Annotated in this window: 16 protein-coding genes; 8 read left to right on the plus strand and 8 right to left on the minus strand. The window is 65.8% G+C overall.

Annotated features, from left to right (window positions below):
* Positions 1–138: 138 nt before the first annotated feature.
* The 3 genes from AC5LXK_RS35650 to AC5LXK_RS35660 all read left to right on the plus strand — a co-directional run bounded on the left by AC5LXK_RS35650 (position 139) and on the right by AC5LXK_RS35660 (position 2,692).
* A complete protein-coding gene (locus tag AC5LXK_RS35650) occupies positions 139–981 on the plus strand; it encodes an alpha/beta fold hydrolase (RefSeq protein WP_493394331.1) in 843 nt (280 codons plus the stop codon).
* 31 nt (positions 982–1,012) lie between these two features.
* A complete protein-coding gene (locus tag AC5LXK_RS35655; RefSeq protein ID WP_493394332.1) occupies positions 1,013–2,125 on the plus strand; it encodes an NADH:flavin oxidoreductase in 1,113 nt (370 codons plus the stop codon).
* A gap of 126 nt (positions 2,126–2,251) precedes the next feature.
* Positions 2,252–2,692, plus strand: a complete 441-nt coding sequence (locus AC5LXK_RS35660; RefSeq protein WP_493394333.1) for a nuclear transport factor 2 family protein — start codon at positions 2,252–2,254, stop codon at positions 2,690–2,692.
* Positions 2,693–2,710: 18 nt separating this feature from the next.
* Here AC5LXK_RS35660 and AC5LXK_RS35665 read toward each other — a convergent pair whose 3' ends face one another.
* From AC5LXK_RS35665 to AC5LXK_RS35685, 5 genes are all read right to left on the minus strand, one after another.
* Positions 2,711–3,097 carry a VOC family protein gene (locus AC5LXK_RS35665; RefSeq protein WP_493394334.1) on the minus strand — a complete coding sequence of 129 codons (387 nt, stop codon included), beginning with the start codon at positions 3,095–3,097 and terminating at the stop codon, positions 2,711–2,713.
* 36 nt (positions 3,098–3,133) lie between these two features.
* On the minus strand, positions 3,134–3,727 hold the full coding sequence (locus tag AC5LXK_RS35670) for an SMI1/KNR4 family protein (RefSeq protein WP_493394335.1): 594 nt from the start codon (positions 3,725–3,727) through the stop codon (positions 3,134–3,136).
* Positions 3,728–3,804: 77 nt separating this feature from the next.
* Positions 3,805–4,725 carry a bestrophin family protein gene (locus AC5LXK_RS35675; protein WP_493394336.1) on the minus strand — a complete coding sequence of 307 codons (921 nt, stop codon included), beginning with the start codon at positions 4,723–4,725 and terminating at the stop codon, positions 3,805–3,807.
* A gap of 158 nt (positions 4,726–4,883) precedes the next feature.
* Complete coding sequence (cydB, locus tag AC5LXK_RS35680; RefSeq protein ID WP_493394337.1) at positions 4,884–5,891, minus strand: cytochrome d ubiquinol oxidase subunit II; 1,008 nt, start codon at positions 5,889–5,891, stop codon at positions 4,884–4,886.
* Positions 5,892–5,894: 3 nt separating this feature from the next.
* The gene (locus tag AC5LXK_RS35685; RefSeq protein ID WP_493394338.1) at positions 5,895–7,295 is read right to left on the minus strand and encodes a cytochrome ubiquinol oxidase subunit I; all 1,401 of its coding nucleotides are present in this window, start codon (positions 7,293–7,295) and stop codon (positions 5,895–5,897) included.
* Positions 7,296–7,717: 422 nt separating this feature from the next.
* Between AC5LXK_RS35685 and fdhD the strand changes: the two genes are divergently transcribed.
* From fdhD to moaD, 5 genes are all read left to right on the plus strand, one after another.
* Positions 7,718–8,590, plus strand: a complete 873-nt coding sequence (gene fdhD, locus AC5LXK_RS35690; protein ID WP_493394339.1) for a formate dehydrogenase accessory sulfurtransferase FdhD — start codon at positions 7,718–7,720, stop codon at positions 8,588–8,590.
* Positions 8,587–9,801, plus strand: a complete 1,215-nt coding sequence (locus AC5LXK_RS35695) for a molybdopterin molybdotransferase MoeA (RefSeq protein ID WP_493394340.1) — start codon at positions 8,587–8,589, stop codon at positions 9,799–9,801. The genes fdhD and AC5LXK_RS35695 overlap by 4 nt, the downstream gene beginning before the upstream one ends.
* Positions 9,802–10,018: 217 nt before the next feature.
* Positions 10,019–11,143, plus strand: coding sequence for a GTP 3',8-cyclase MoaA (moaA, locus tag AC5LXK_RS35700; protein WP_493394341.1), 1,125 nt, complete (start codon positions 10,019–10,021; stop codon positions 11,141–11,143).
* A 47-nt stretch (positions 11,144–11,190) separates the two neighbouring features.
* On the plus strand, positions 11,191–11,763 hold the full coding sequence (locus AC5LXK_RS35705; protein WP_493394342.1) for a molybdenum cofactor biosynthesis protein MoaE: 573 nt from the start codon (positions 11,191–11,193) through the stop codon (positions 11,761–11,763).
* Positions 11,764–11,815: 52 nt separating this feature from the next.
* Positions 11,816–12,073, plus strand: coding sequence for a molybdopterin converting factor subunit 1 (moaD, locus tag AC5LXK_RS35710; RefSeq protein ID WP_493394343.1), 258 nt, complete (start codon positions 11,816–11,818; stop codon positions 12,071–12,073).
* 187 nt (positions 12,074–12,260) lie between these two features.
* On the opposite strand, the gene AC5LXK_RS35715 is transcribed toward moaD, so the two are convergent.
* From AC5LXK_RS35715 to AC5LXK_RS35725, 3 genes are all read right to left on the minus strand, one after another.
* On the minus strand, positions 12,261–13,268 hold the full coding sequence (locus AC5LXK_RS35715; RefSeq protein ID WP_493394344.1) for a quinone oxidoreductase family protein: 1,008 nt from the start codon (positions 13,266–13,268) through the stop codon (positions 12,261–12,263).
* A gap of 93 nt (positions 13,269–13,361) precedes the next feature.
* Positions 13,362–14,282 carry a SphA family protein gene (locus tag AC5LXK_RS35720; RefSeq protein WP_493394345.1) on the minus strand — a complete coding sequence of 307 codons (921 nt, stop codon included), beginning with the start codon at positions 14,280–14,282 and terminating at the stop codon, positions 13,362–13,364.
* Positions 14,283–14,619: 337 nt separating this feature from the next.
* A complete protein-coding gene (locus AC5LXK_RS35725) occupies positions 14,620–15,399 on the minus strand; it encodes an SDR family NAD(P)-dependent oxidoreductase (protein ID WP_493394346.1) in 780 nt (259 codons plus the stop codon).
* Position 15,400 lies beyond the last annotated feature (1 nt).

Consider the following 15,400-nt stretch of genomic DNA (forward strand, 5'->3'; position numbering starts at 1 on the left):
CACTTCGTGGTGCGTAATTGACCGCAGATATCCGACGTATACCATAGGTGTCACCTCAATAGCGCCGAGCCCTGGATCGCAAATGCGCTGCCGGCATGCACGCCGGATTGCCTGGCTCGACACCTCGGAGAATGCGGAATGGAAGCAAACCTGGACAATCCGTTGGCAGTCGATGGAGCCGGTTTCGCCGGCACGGCGATTGAATCCGCGGCACGTCTTTATTCAACGGATATCGGCAGCGGCAGGAACGTGATGCTCCTGCACGGCTGGACCTGCGACGCCGACGACTGGCGCGGGCAAGTACCCTGCTTCGCGCAAAAGTATCACACCGTGACCGTCGAACTGCGCGGACATGGAAGGTCCGAGGTGATGCCCTCCGGCGCGTATTCACCGGAGGATTATGTCGCCGACATCGAGTCGCTGATCACGACGCGCTACTCGGGCGAACCCTTCATTCTGGTCGCGCATTCGATGGGCGGCCAGATTGCGGCCCGCCTCGCGGCGCGCCGGCCCGAGCTGGTCCGCGCCATCGTCTCCATTGACGGCGCACTCGGATTCTCGAACGAAGCCGCCGAAGTTTTTGCAACCATCGCAAACGACATGAACGGGGAAGATGCTCGCGGCGTGGTCGCGGCGTTTTTCGAACACGCCTACGGCCCCCGCACCGATCCGGCGCACAAGCGCCTGCACGCCAACCGGCTTCAGTCGGTGCCGTTGCACGTCATTCGCGAATCCTTTGCGCCTTTGTTCTTCGGCGCAGGTCAGGTCGGGATTGGCGAAGCAAGCGCAACGTTATGCACGGGCCTGACGGTACCCGTCTACCACCTGTGCATCGATCCCGCGCAGGCCGACCGCATGCGGCCATGGTTCTCTCACCCGAAGTCGAAGGTGCAGGTGTGGTCCGACGCGGGTCACTGGATCATGCAGGATCGCCAGGACGACGTGAACGCCGCCGTGACTTCGTGGATCGATTCGCTGTAGACCACGCCCCCATCCAAGCTCGGGAATGCCCATGTCGAATCTTGACGTCCTGTTCAGCCCCTGTCGTCTGCACACGCTTGATCTGCCGAATCGCGTGGTAATGGCACCGATGACGCGATCGATGTCGCCCGGCGGCGTGCCCACCGCCGACATGGCTGCTTACTATCGTCGCCGCGCCGAACACGGCGTGGGTCTCATCATCACGGAAGCCACCGGAATCGACCGCCCGGCTGCGTTGAACGAGCCGGACATGCCTCGCTTTCATGGCGAAACGGCGCTCGCCGGCTGGAAAACGATCGTGGACGAAGTCCACGCAGCAGGCGGGCGGATCGCACCGCAACTCATGCATGTAGGCCAGAAGCGCTCGAATGCGGCGTCCGGCTGGATACCGCCCGCGCCCTGCGAGAGTCCTTCGGGTCTTGCCTTGACGGGACAGCCGGCCGGTCGGCCGATGACCGATGCGGACATCGCGCACACCATCGACGCCTTCGCACGGGCGGCGGCCGACGCCGAACGAATCGGATTCGACGGAATCGAGTTGCACGGTGCGCACAACTACCTCATCAACCAGTTCTTCTCCGAGGATTTGAATCTGCGCAGCGCCCCGTATGGCGGCCCGACACTTCTCGCGCGCTCGCGCTTTGCGATTGAAGTGCTGAAGTCGATCCGCGCCGTCGTGAGCCGCGACTTCCCGGTCATTCTCCGCCTGTCGCAATGGAAGCCGAAGGATTTCAACGCACGTCTCGCGGCAACGCCGCAGGTACTGGAGCAGTGGCTGGGCGCGCTCGTCGACGCAGGCGCTGACGCCTTCCATCTCTCTCAGCAGCAGTTCTGGCAGGCGGCTTTCCCCGAAGTTCATCCGGAGCTGAATCTGGCGGCCTGGGCGAAGAAGCTCACGGGCGTGACCGCCATTACGGTGGGCTCGGTTGGATTGACGAGCGACGTCTATGCATCGTTCGCCGGCAAGCACGCGCAAACGGCATCGCTCGACGGCCTGCTGGAACGGCTGGCGCGTGAGGAGTTCGATCTCGTCGCGGTCGGACGCCCGTTGCTTCAGGACGCAGCCTGGCTCGACAAGGTTCGCGAGAACCGTCTCGAGGCCATTGCCGACTTCACGCCCGCGGCCTTCGCCACGCTGAGCTAGCTATTGCACGAACGCGCCGGCAGCGTCCTGTCGATGTCGCACCGGCTTCCTAGTCCACTCCGCCGATGTCGCCCCCCCCCCGCGCACCCGCTATCGTTCTCCCGTCCTCCACACAGTCACGACACCATGACGCCACAGGAAACGATCGACCGGCTGGAAATCCAGGATCTGCTCACGCGCTACTGCCACGCGGTCGACCGCCGCGACTGGCCGGAATTCGAGCGCCTCTTTGCGAGCAACGCGCGGCTCGACTACGCGGCATTCGGCGGCCCCGTCGGCAGCCGCACGGAAATCGCGGCCTATCTGGAACGGATGACCTCGGCGATGCGCGGCACGCAGCACACGATCTCGACGTCGCTGCCGATCGTCGACGGCGACGCCGCCACCGCGCGAACGGCCGGCCAGGTGATGATGGTGTCGGCCGACGAAGCCGGCGCCGATCGCGTGTGCTTCGTCGGGCTGTGGTATCGCGACTTGCTGGTGCGAACCGAATGCGGGTGGCGCATCCGGAGCCGCATGCAGGAGCGCAGCTGGATGCACAACGCGCCGCCGGAGGCGGCGCGCTGAACAGGGCCGCGCGGCGCGTTACTTCATCTGCATCAGCTGAATCAGGTTTCCGCACGTGTCGTCGATGATCGCGACGCGCACGGGCCCCGCGTCCATCGGCGCCAGCGTGAACCGTACGCCGTGCGCCGTGAGCCGCGCGAACTCGCCGTCGAGATCGTCGACCTGGAACGATGCGGCCGGAATGCCGTCCTCGTACAACGCCTGCTTGTAGGGCCCCACCGCACGATGGTTGCTCGGCTCGAGCAGCAGCTCGGTGCCGTCCGGCTGATCCGCCGACACCACGGTCAGCCAGCGGAACTCGCCCACCGGCACGTTGTTCTTCAGCCTGAACCCGAGCTTGTCGGTATAGAACGTCAACGCCTTGTCCTGGTCGTCGACAAAGATACTCGTCACGTAGATTCGCATGTCATGCTCTCCTGAAGCGGCGGCCGGCGCCTGCCGCTATTCTTCGTCGAAATCGATGACAAACGCATAACCGTCGTCGATCAGCTTGCGCAGGTAGCCGTCGAAATCGTCGGCGATCACCGCATAGCTGTCGGGGTCATGCAGGAAACGCACGACCTGCCCGACCTTGCCGCCGGGCGCCGGCTCGAAATCGACATAAAGCTGCGACGTGCCGCCGTTGTTCATGCAATGCGAGAAGCACAGCCGCCGGCTCATCGGCAATGCGATGTCGATGCGCGGATCGACGAGTTCGCCGTCGTCGTTCGCGTCGTCGCCGTAGATCTCCGCGATGCTGTCGCGGTACTTCGCACCTTCCTCGAGCATCTGTGCGGCCGACAGCAGGTAGTAAGGATATTCGTGGACGTCCGAGCCCAGCGCGTACACGTTGATCGTCGTGCCGCCGTAGTCGCGCCAGTAGGTGCCGTCGAGCTTGCCGAGCAGTTCGAGCAGGCTGGCCGGGCACTGCGGATACGCCGTGCGCAGCGCGTCGAGCTGCGCGGGCGGCGCGCCCGTGGCGACGGCAAGCGCCGTGTTGTCGGCATCGGGCAGCGCGGCGCGCAGGCCGGCGAGATAGGTATCGACGAGGGTCATCGCGAAGTATCCGGGAAACGGGCAAGCGCCATTCTAGCGCCCGCCGCCGCCCTGCATGACCGCTTTGCGTCGCCGGCCTACGTGATCTGGTACGTCGACACCGGCACGAATTCCTCCGGCACCGGCCGGTCGCCAAGTTCGAGCACCGACCGCTCGATCGTGCGCGTCATCGCATCGAGCGCGAGCGCATTCGGCGCAAGACCGAACGGCTCGGCCACTTCGTTCGCGATCGCTTCGAGCGCGATCAGCGTGTACGAGATGAACACGCAGATCAGCGGCGTGAAGAACTCCGTCGAATCGACGAGCCCGAACGGCAGCAGCACGCAATACGCATAGACGGTGCGATGCAGCAGCACGCTGTACGAGAACGGGATCGGCGTCGACAGGATGCGCTCGCAACCGCCGACCGACTTGCCGAGCTCGTCAAGCTGCGTCTCGAACATCCAGCAGGTCGCGTCGCTGCCGGGTACGCGGCCCAGCGCGCGGACGATGCCGCCGCGCAGTTCGTCGAGAATCGCGACCGGCTTGAAGCATTTGCCGCCCAGCGCGGCCGTGCGCTCCGCGCCGAGAATGCGCCGCAGGTCGTCGGTCGGATCGGTATGGCGCAGCTGATGCTTCAGCGCATACGTGAACGCGATCAGCAGATCGGCGAGCCGGTTGCGCTCGGCGCCGCCGACGCTGTCGGGCAGGTAGCGGTTCAGTTGCGACGTCACGGTGCGCGCGGCGATCAGCAGGTTGCCCCACAGATGCCGCGCCTCCTTGAAGCGCTCGAAGCTCGCATTGTTGCGAAACGCGAGGAAGATCGCGAGCGCGAGCCCGAACAGCGTGAACGGCGCGGTGTTGAGCGGAATCTTCTCGCCGAAGATGCGCCCGTTCGTGAACACCGCCAGCGTGCTGACGATCGCCATGAACACGAGCTGCGGAATGATCGATTGCAGCACGGAGCCATTCCATACGAACAGCATCCTGAGCCAGTTTTGTCGTGGTCTGACGATCATGGTGTTTTCTCGACTGCCGAAGGAATACGCGACAAGGCGCGCCCGATGCGCAGCGGCCCGCGCGTGGCGGGCCGCATTCGGACGAGTACCGTGCCGGGCGCCGCGCTGCGCGTGATGATACGCCCGCGCACGCCGCGCCCCGTCACATCGCTTGCCGCTCAGTGATAGCCGATGTCGCCCTCGCGCACCTTGCCGCGGAACACGCGGTACTGCATCGCGTTGTACACGAGGATGATCGGCAACACGACCACGGTGCCGACGAGCGCGAACAGCTGGCTCGAATGGCTCGACGACGCATCCCAGATCGTCAGCGACGGCGGCACGATGTTCGGCCAGATGCTGATCACGAGCCCGGTGTAGCCGAGGAACACGAGCGCGAGCGTCAGCAGGAACGGCGTGGCCTCGTGCTCACGCTTCACCGTGTGGAAGATGCCCCCCACGCATGCGACGACGAGGATCGGCACCGGCAGGAACCAGCCGAGGTTGCCGCTGCCGAACCAGCGGTGCGCGACGGCCGGCAGCCCGATCACGGTCCACAGGCTCACGACGCCCATCACCGCGAGCAGCACGCCCGCGAGCGGCTTCATCAGCAGCCGCATCTTGCGCTGCAGCTCGCCGTCGACCTTCAGGATCAGCCAGCCGCAGCCGAGCGTCGCGTACGTGACGAGCACGCCGATCCCGCAGAGCAGGCTGAACGGCGACAGCCAGTCGAACGGCCCGCCCGCGAACTGGTGGTTCTCGATTTTGATCCCCTGCAGCAGCGAACCGAGCACGATTCCCTGGCAGAACGCGGCGAGCGCCGAGCCGCCGATGAACGCGAGATCCCACATGTGTTGCGTGCGGGTGGCCTTCGCGCGCAGCTCGAACGCCGCGCCCCGGAAGATCAGGCCGACCAGCATCAGCACCAGCGGCAGGTAGTTCGCGGGCAGCAGCGTCGAGTACACGACCGGGAACGCGCCATAGAGGCCCGCGCCGCCGAGCACGAGGAATGTCTCGTTGCCGTCCCATACCGGCGCGACGGTGTCGAGCATCACCTGGCGCTCGGCCTTCGCATCGAAGAACGGAAACAGCAGGCCGATGCCGAGATCGAAGCCGTCCAGCATCACGTAGATGAACACGCCGAGGCCGATGATCGCGGCCCATACGACAGGAAGATCGATGTGCATGGCTTACTCCGCTTCGGTGACGTTCAGCGGCGTGGACAGCGCGCTCTTGCGCAGCCCCGGATGCCGGTGCAGCTCGATGTAGCCGGCCTGCGCAGCCGGCCCGCGCTTCATCAGTTTCATCATGTAGTAAATACCCGTCCCGAATACCAGGAAGTAGACGACCACGAAGATCAGCAGCGACACGCCGACCTGCTGCGCGCTCAGCGGCGAGACCGAATCGATGGTGCGCAGCACGCCGTACACGGTCCACGGCTGCCGCCCGACCTCGGTCGTGATCCAGCCGGCCAGCAGCGCGACGATGCCCGACGGCCCCATCGCCACCACGAACCACTGGAACCAGCGCGTCTCGTACAGGCGTCCGCCCTTTCTCAGCAGCAGCCCGAGCAGCGCGGTCAGCAGCATCAGCATCCCGAGGCCGGCCATGATCCGGAACGTCCAGAAGATGATCGGCGAATACGGGCGATCCTGCGGCGGGAATTCCTTCAGCCCGCGAATCTCGCCGTCCCAGCTGTGCGTGAGGATCAGGCTGCCGAGGTGCGGCACCTGGATCGCATAGCGGGTGGTTTCGGCCTGCATGTCGGGCAGCCCGACGAGGTTCAGCGCGGTGCCGCCCTTCTCGGTTTCCCACAGCCCTTCGATCGCCGCGATCTTCGCCGGCTGGTATTCGCGCGTGTTCAGGCCGTGCGCATCGCCGACGACGATCTGCACCGGCGCGAGCACCAGCAGCATCCACAGCGCCATCGAGAAGCTGCGCTTCACCGGCTCGTCGCGACGGCCCTTCAGCAGGTGCCATGCGCCGCACGCGGCGACGATGAAGCCCGCGACGATGAACGCCGCGATCGTCATGTGCGCGAGACGGTACGGGAACGACGGATTGAAGACGATCTTGAACCAGTCGACCGGCACGACGAGGCCGTTCTCGATCTTGTAGCCCTGCGGGGTCTGCATGAAGCTGTTCGACGCGAGGATCCAGAACGTCGAGATCAGCGTGCCGACCGCGACCATCAGCGTCGCGAAGAAATGCGCGCGCGGGCTGACGCGTTGCCAGCCGAACAGCATCACGCCGAGGAAGCCGGCTTCCAGGAAGAACGCCGTCAATACTTCATACGTCAGCAGCGGCCCGGTGATGTTGCCCGCGACGCGCGAGAAGCCGGCCCAGTTGGTGCCGAACTCGTACGCCATCACGACGCCGGAGACCACCCCCATCCCGAAGCCGATCGCGAAGATCTTCGACCAGAACTGGAACATGGATTTGTAGGCGGCATCGCCGGTGACGAGATAGCGCCATTCCAGCACCGCCAGGAAGCTCGCCATGCCGATGCTGATCGCGGGGAACACGATGTGGAACGACACCGTGAAGGCGAATTGCAGGCGTGCGAGATGGAACGCATCGAAGATTTCCATGACCGTAATTTGCTCGTGGTTGTGAGGACGACCGCCCGAAGCAGGAAATCGCGCGACGGCTTGGCGACAACACATGCGAACACAACCGGTCACTCGCATGGCATCGAAGCGTGAATGACGATATCGCGTTTGCCACGATACTCGCAATCGCTCGAACGTGCGCCGAAACTGTGCTGCTGCCGCTGCCGAAGATGTGTGCACGGAAAACACATTTCGTGCCTGCGGGATGGTCAGCTGTACTGCTTTCCACGTTGCGGCGCTGTGCCTCCGGCGCGCTGTTCACCTCCCTTAACATGTTATGCAACGCCTGCCCGCAGCGGTAGGGCGCCCTCGGGCGCCCGCCCGGCAGCATCGAATCCCGTCGTTCGGCGCATGCGCCGGACCCGGCCGGCCCGCCGGCCGCCCCGCCTGGAGAACACCGCATGGAGCCCTGCACCCGCCGCGACGATCCGACCGGCAGCACCGCGTGTCATGTGACACGCCATCGTGCCGGCGACGCGCGCGACACCGTCGACCGCGTCGTCGACGAAACCCCGGTTGCACTCGTATTCAACGGCATCTCGCACACGGTCATGATGGCCACGCCGATCGACCTCGATGCGTTCGGCCTCGGCTTCGCGCTGAGCGAAGGCATCGTCGAGCGCGCGTCCGACGTGTTCGACATCGAAAGCGAATGCCGGCCCAGCAGCGCCGAAGTGCGGCTCACCGTGTCGCAGCAGGCGTTCATGGCGCTGAAGGCGCACCGCCGCGCGCTGGCCGGCCGCACGGGCTGCGGCGTATGCGGCATCGAAAGCATCGCGCAGCTCGACCTGCACCCGCCGCGCATCGCGGCCGCCGGCGCGGCGGCCGGCATCGGCGCCGACGCGATTGCACACGCCGCGCGCACGCTGCCGGCCCACCAGACACTGATGCGCGAGACGGGCGGCATCCACGCGGCCGCCTGGTGCGACCACGACGGCGCCGTGCTCGACGTGTTCGAGGACGTCGGCCGCCACAACGCGCTCGACAAGCTGATCGGCCGGCTCGCACGACGCCGTACCGACCTGCACGCGGGCTTCGTGTTCCTGTCGAGCCGCGCGAGCTACGAGCTGGTGCGCAAGGCCGCGCGGGTCGGCATCCCGATGATCGCGACGATCTCGGCACCGACATCGCTCGCGATCGACGTCGCCCGCGAAGCCGGCGTGCGGCTCGTCGGCTTCTGCCGCAACGACGGTTTCGTCGAATACGTGTCGCCCGCCGCCGCCCACCCTGACCAACCGGCGCCTGCACCCGCGCAACCGGCCTTCTCGTCATGAAACACCTGTTCGATTTCGATACCGCGCAGCAGCAATTCGCCGGTGCGTTCGCGCGATCCGGCGCCACCGCCACCCTGCCGATCGAGGAAGCAGCCGGCCACGTGCTGGCCGCACCGCTGACGGCCGTGCTCGACCAGCCGCCGGTCGATCAGAGCGCGATGGACGGCTACGCAGTGCGTCACGCGGATCTTGCACACGGCGAGCCGCTGCACGTCGCGCAGCGCTGCTATGCGGGCGACACGCCGGCGCCGCTGGCCGCGCGCACGGCCGCGCGCATCTTCACCGGCAGCCTGATCCCGCCCGGCGCCGACACCGTCGTGATGCAGGAGCACGCACGCGAACAGGACGGCTGGGTTGCGTTCGATGCGCCGCAGCGCAACGGGTCGCATATCCGCCGCCGCGGCGAGGAAGTGCGGGCGGGCGATCTGCTGATGCCGGCCGGCGTGCGGATGGGCGCGATGCACATCGGCGTCGCCGCGGCGCAGGGGTTCGCGCGCATCGACGTGCGCCCGGCGCTGCGTGTCGGCATCCTGACGACCGGCGACGAGCTCGTCGCGTGCGGCCAGCCGCGCGCGCCGCAGCAGATCTACAACAGCAACGGGCCGATGCTCGCCGCACTGGTTGAAGGCACCGGCGCCGCCGTCGCGATGCGCCTGCACGCGGCCGATACGGCGCCGGCCGTCGATCGTGCGCTGCGCGATCTGCACGCGCACTGCGACCTGGTGATCTGCGTGGGCGGCGCATCGGTCGGCGACAAGGATCTGCTGCGCCCCGCGCTGACCGCGCTCGGCGCGTCGTTCATCGTCGCCGGCGTGCGGATGAAGCCCGGCAAGCCGGTCGCGCTCGCACGGCTCGATGCGCGGCCCGTGGCGCTGCTGCCCGGCAATCCGGGCGCCGCGATGACGGCGTTCGCGCTGTTCGTCGCGCCGCTGATCCGCTGCCTGCAGGGGCGCGGCGCGTGCCTGCCGGTCGTGCCGTCGTTGCCGATCGACAGCCAGTTCGAACCCGATGCGCAGCGCGAACGCTTCGTGCGCGTGCGGTGCACGATCGGTGTAGATGGCGCGCCCGTGCTCGACACGCTGCGCCAGCAAGGCGCCGGCACGCTGCAGTCGCTCGTGCAGGCGAGCGGGCTCGCGCGGCTGCCGGCCGGGCGGCACATCGCGCGCGGCGACGCGGTTCCGTATTACGAATTCGCGCACTGGCTCGCATGAGCACGCCGCCGGATACCCGCCCGATGCCGCGCACTCGCTCCCTTCACCGCAGATGTCGCGCGCTCCGTCCGGCGAACTGTATTCCTGCCATTCGGGCGCGATTGTGTCTCTGCCGGACAAACCCGGCGGACTATGCTCACGATGAGGCTCGTCACGACCTGTGCGCCGATACGTCGGCACACGCACGGCCGGCCGGCGACGCCCCTCCGCTTACTTCATGCAGGCCGACGACCCGATCGTGAATGCCATCGTTTCCGCCGCGCCGGCCGCCGCCGTTTCATCCGGCGGCGCAGCGCCCGGCGCCTTTACCCGCACGTCCGACACGCTCGGCCGCCCGTTGCGCGACCTGCGCCTGTCCGTCATCGACCAGTGCAATTTCCGCTGCGGCTACTGCATGCCGCGCGAAAGTTTCGGCGCCGATTACGCATTCATGCCGTCGTCCGAACGCTTGTCGTTCGCACAACTGGAAAAGATCGCGCGCGCCTTCACGTCGCTCGGCGTCGAGAAGATCCGCATCACCGGCGGCGAGCCGCTGCTGCGCCGCAACCTCGAAGCGCTGATCGAACGGCTTGCCGCACTGACGACCGTCAACGGCAAACCGGTCGAGATCGCATTGACGACCAACGGTTCGCTGCTCGCCGCGAAAGCGCGCACGTTGCGCGATGCCGGGCTGTCGCGCGTGACCGTGAGCCTCGATGCGCTCGACGACGCGGTATTCCGCCGGATGAGCGACGCCGACGTGCCCGTGTCGCGCGTGCTGGCCGGCATCGAGGCCGCGCACGCGGCCGGGCTCGCGCCGGTCAAGGTCAACGCGGTGATCGAGCGCGGCGTGAACGACGACCAGATCCTGCCGCTCGTGCGCCACTTCCGGCGGTCGGGCGTGGCCGTGCGCTTCATCGAATACATGGATGTCGGCGGCGCGAGCTTCTGGTCCGGCGACAAGGTCGTGCCGGCCGCGCGGATGCGCGAGCTGATCGACGCGCACTATCCGCTCGTGCTCGTCGGCGAACCGGGGCACGACGCCACCGCGATCCGTTGCGCGCACATCGACGGCGCGGGCGAAGTCGGCTTCATCGCGAGCGTGTCGCATCCGTTCTGCGGCACCTGTTCCCGCGCACGCGTGTCGGCCGACGGCCGGCTTTATACGTGCCTGTTCGCGATGCAAGGCACCGACCTGCGGCCGTGGCTCGGCGACGCGGCGTCGACCGGCGACCTTGCCGCCGCCGTGCGCGAGCGCTGGGCGCAGCGCGACGACCGTTATTCCGAGCGCCGGGCCGCACGGCCGGCCCGCGCATCGGGCAAGACCTATCCGACCGTGCGCATGTCGCTGGTCGGCGGCTGACGGCCCGCCGCGCGACACAGGATGCGCCGCCTACTGGAGAACCTGTCATGACGACTTTCACCGAATCCCGCGCCGGGCTGCCGGACGATCCGCTGCGTGCCGGCAGCCATCTTCCTCCTGTCGACGCATCCGATCATCACCCCGTACCGGCCCCGTCGATTTCGGCCGGCTTCGAAGTGCGCGTGCAGTACGCGCCGATCGACGCAGGCGCGGAGCTCGCGCCGATCGTTCGCAATCCGAATGTCGGAGCGGTCGTGAACTTCCTCGGCGTCGTGCGCAAGGAAGGCGACGTCGACGACGTCGTCGCGCTGGAAGTCGAGCACTACCCGACGATGACCGAACAGGCGCTCTGGAGCATCGTCGAGGAAGCCAGCGCGCGCTGGCGGCTCGAAGCGGTCAAGATCGTGCATCGCGTCGGCCGCATCCCGCTCGGCCAGGCCGTCGTGCTGGTCGCGGTCGCCGCCGCGCATCGCGCGTGCGCGTTCGATGCGTGCGAATTCCTGATGGATTTCCTGAAAACCCACGCGCCGTTCTGGAAGAAGGAGATCCGTCACGACGGCGAATCCGGCTGGGTCGAGGCGAAGGCACACGACGACCAGGCGATGCGGCGCTGGGGCTGACCGCATCCGCTTCGCATTCTCCGATTCCACCGATCCTGCTCAAGACTTCGCCATGAAACTGACGATCAAATACTTCGCGAGCATTCGCGAACAGCTCGATCTCGACGAGGAAACCGTCGAGTTCGATGCACGCGAGCTCACCGTCGACGCACTGCGCAGCACGCTGGCCGCGCGCGACGCGCGCAGCGCGGATGCGCTGCGGTTGGACCGCCCCGTGCGGGCCGCCGTCAACCTCGAGATGGTGACCGGGGCATTCGTCGTGCGGGAGGATAGCGAAGTCGCGTTCTTTCCGCCGGTGACGGGCGGCTGACGCCACGGACATCGGGCGCTGTTGCGTACCGACTTCGACGCGCCGGTCCGCCCCGACGGGTTCGTGCTGCGCCGCTCGGACGAGCCGTCGCGCGACTGACGGCGGTCGATGCGCCAGCCGTCGACCGCCCAAAAGACGAAGCCGGCACCAGGCCGGCTTCGTCGTTCGAGCCTGTTCGCGCGCCCGGTCAGCGTGCGCCGCCCGACACGTCGAACACCACCTTGCTCGTCGTCTGCCCCGCTTCCAGCGCGCGCTCGGCATCGGCCACGCGCGCCAACGGCCAGGTATCGACGTCGATCAGCGGCTCATTGGCCAGCCATTCGTCGATGAACCCTTCGGCAGCCTTGAGTTCCGGCGTTCCCCACCACGCAAGGGTCGAAAACGGCAGGATCGAGATGCCGTCGTACGTGATCGACGCCGTGTCGACGATGGGCATCTGGTCACTGCCCTGGTAGCCGAAGAGCACCCAGCGCCCGCGCTTGCGGATCACCCGCATGTCGGCCTCGATGGTCGCACCCGCGACGCCATTGAACGAAACGTCGACCCCGCCGCCCTGCTGCCCCATCACCGCGAACCCGGTCGCTTTCGGCCCGCAGATGCGGTTGATCTCTTTGACATAGTCATGCGTCTTTCGGTTGATGACATGGTCGCATCCATTCGCGTGCAGCAGTTCGGCCTTCTCCTCCGAACTGCAGATGCCGATGACCCGCACGTTCCGGAAGCGCCGCTTGAGGATCTGGAGCACGAGCAGGCCGACGCCGCCGGCCGCGCTGTGCAGCAGGACCGTTTCGTTCTCCTGCACCTTGGCCCAGACGTACACCATCAGGTAGGCCGCACGCATGTTCACCGGGTACGCGAGGGCCCGGTCGAGCGGAACGGCGTCCGGGATCGGCTGTACCGCCGCGGCATCCGCCAGCACGTACTCGGCAAAGCCCCCCTCCGACACCATGCTGAACACCTTTTGACCCGCGCGGATACCCTCGACGCCGTCGCCGACCTGGTCGATTTCGCCCGTTACCTCCTGCCCCGCGATGAACGGCGGTTGGCGATGCCGGGACGGACGCCCGTTGCGCTGCATGATGTCACCCCACCGCAGGCCGGCATAGGCAACCTTGATTCGCACCTGCCCGGGCCCGGCGGTCGGTGCAGGGACATCGACGAGTTCGAAGTTGTCGACCGATCCGTAGTCGTTCAAATGAATGGCTCGCACTGCTTGTTCTCCTTAAAAGTCATCGCGCGCATCAACTTGCGCACACTCGGGCGTCAAGACGCCCTCCCGAATACCGATTCATTGCAAGGCTTTGCTGAACGCCACGAACACCCGGGTCATCGACAGGGTGTTCCGCGAATAAACCGGAAAATTCACCTTCAATTTCACGCTCGCCTTCCATTCGGGAATGTCGAACGCGACGATCGGGCCGACAGCCGCCGCGACCAGACGCTTTCCCGTTCCGGTGGCGGGCAAGCCGTTCTGCATGTCATCCGCCCATTGGCGTGCGTAGTACCCGGCCACCCCGTATTGCCACCGCCCCGTCCGCTCGGTGATCGCACCGTCGAAATCGAAAACCGGACCCGTTTGATAGTTGGTGGCATGGTTGTATGAGCAAAAATCGAAGAACACATGCCCACTGAACTCGAGGCCATCGCCGAGAAAATTCGGCCCGGTCAGATAGGTCGCAGCCGCATTGGGGATGTAGAAAAAGACGTTGTGCCCCGGCGTTGCGAGCTGCGTCGTGTTGTATTTTCCTGTCGGGAACATCATCGAATACGACAGTTTCACCGTCAGCCCATAAGGCAGCTTCGGCAACGGCCGATCGACTGCCGCCGATTCGCCGAACGTCCCCAGATATTTGCTCCATGAAAACAGTTCCACATACGTATCCGAAATGCCCCGGAAATATTCGTGGCGGTGGTTGAGTGACATATACGAGTCATTCGCCGCCATTTGCACGCCTGACGCCACCGTTCCACCGAGCAGCTTGAACGGATAGACGTAAAGCAGGCCGATACCGCCGAGCGCCGCGGTAGCGTGAGCCTGCACGGGACTGGCATTGGCGTTGTTGTCGTTGAGCTGCGACGCCGAGCCGACACCCGCCACCACACCGAAATAAAACCCGGGAACCGGCGGCAAATAGGCATTTCTGATATCCGTTCCACCAACGGGCCCTCCGAAAAACTGCCCTTCCGCGCCAAACGTCGGATTGGACAATGCCGCTGCGCACAATGCGCCTATGCTAAAAATCCTCCTCATCACATCTGTCTCCAATTTTATTTAATATGACAAAACTCACCGTTGCGAAATATCCCGGCTCAAAACGACCGGGTAATAGCGCCACGTCTTTCTCACACTTCAAAAATCAGAAAAGCATCCGATCCATTTCATCGGATTACTAGTCGCCAATTACCGATTCGATAGATTGACGGACCAGGCAGTCAATGAAGATCCTGGTCTCGCCACCGACTTTGAATTAGTCATCCAGAATATCTGGCTGCGAAGCCCTCAAAGACTTGCCGTCTTGCACACTCCGGAATCGCTACCTGTGCCCTCAGACCTGAAGCATGCCGCCGTCGTACAGGATCGACTGCCCCGTCATCCCGCGGGATCCTGGCGATGCGAGCCACGCGACCATGCTGCCGATCTCGTCCGGCGAGATCATCCTGCCGATCGGAATCCGGGATTCCACGTCACGCGACATCGCGTCGCGGGTCACGCCCTTCATGCGGGCATGGTCGTCGAACAGATGTTCCGCCATCTCGGTATCCACGAGGCCCGGGCAGACCGCATTGACCCGGACGCCGCCCCGCGCCACTTCGAGCGCCACACAACGGGTCAGGCCGACCAACGCGTGCTTGCTGACGTTGTAGGCGCTCTGGTTGACGGACCCCCACTTCCCCGCCGTCGATGCGATGTTGACGATGCACCCCGTTTGCCGTGCCAGCATCCCGGGCAGCGCAGCCTGCATGAGATTGACGCAACCGGTCACGTTGGTGCGGAACAGGGCTTCGAAATCGAGCGCCTCGTACTCGAGGAACGGCGCTGCCTTGTAGATGCCCGCGCTGTTCACCAGGACATCCAGATGCCCCCACCGGGCGCACAGATCATCGACGAGTACCTGACATCCTTCGCGGTCCGTGACATCCAGCCGTTGCACATGAACGTCTCCGGCCGCCGCCCGCAATTCCGATTGCGCGTGATGAAGGCGGTCGACGTTGCGGCCCGCGATGCACACGATGGCGCCCTCGCCGACGAGTGCGCGGGCGGCGGCAAGCCCGATTCCGCTCGCCCCGCCTGAGATCAGCGCTGTCGTTCCCTGAAGCGAACCCATG

The organism is Burkholderia pulmonis (assembly GCF_984667975.1).

Excerpts from the sequence above, each read along its gene's own strand:
- AC5LXK_RS35655 (WP_493394332.1), top strand. The coding sequence starts at position 1,013 with ATGTCGAATCTTGACGTCCTGTTCAGCCCCTGTCGTCTGCACACGCTT.
- AC5LXK_RS35705 (WP_493394342.1), top strand. The coding sequence starts at position 11,191 with ATGACGACTTTCACCGAATCCCGCGCCGGGCTGCCGGACGATCCGCTG.
- AC5LXK_RS35670 (WP_493394335.1), bottom strand. The coding sequence starts at position 3,727 with ATGACCCTCGTCGATACCTATCTCGCCGGCCTGCGCGCCGCGCTGCCC.
- AC5LXK_RS35675 (WP_493394336.1), bottom strand. The coding sequence starts at position 4,725 with ATGATCGTCAGACCACGACAAAACTGGCTCAGGATGCTGTTCGTATGG.
- cydB (WP_493394337.1), bottom strand. The coding sequence starts at position 5,891 with ATGCACATCGATCTTCCTGTCGTATGGGCCGCGATCATCGGCCTCGGC.
- AC5LXK_RS35665 (WP_493394334.1), bottom strand. The coding sequence starts at position 3,097 with ATGCGAATCTACGTGACGAGTATCTTTGTCGACGACCAGGACAAGGCG.
- AC5LXK_RS35695 (WP_493394340.1), top strand. The coding sequence starts at position 8,587 with ATGAAACACCTGTTCGATTTCGATACCGCGCAGCAGCAATTCGCCGGT.
- AC5LXK_RS35650 (WP_493394331.1), top strand. The coding sequence starts at position 139 with ATGGAAGCAAACCTGGACAATCCGTTGGCAGTCGATGGAGCCGGTTTC.
- fdhD (WP_493394339.1), top strand. The coding sequence starts at position 7,718 with ATGGAGCCCTGCACCCGCCGCGACGATCCGACCGGCAGCACCGCGTGT.
- moaA (WP_493394341.1), top strand. The coding sequence starts at position 10,019 with ATGCAGGCCGACGACCCGATCGTGAATGCCATCGTTTCCGCCGCGCCG.
- AC5LXK_RS35660 (WP_493394333.1), top strand. The coding sequence starts at position 2,252 with ATGACGCCACAGGAAACGATCGACCGGCTGGAAATCCAGGATCTGCTC.
- AC5LXK_RS35725 (WP_493394346.1), bottom strand. The coding sequence starts at position 15,399 with ATGGGTTCGCTTCAGGGAACGACAGCGCTGATCTCAGGCGGGGCGAGC.
- AC5LXK_RS35685 (WP_493394338.1), bottom strand. The coding sequence starts at position 7,295 with ATGGAAATCTTCGATGCGTTCCATCTCGCACGCCTGCAATTCGCCTTC.
- moaD (WP_493394343.1), top strand. The coding sequence starts at position 11,816 with ATGAAACTGACGATCAAATACTTCGCGAGCATTCGCGAACAGCTCGAT.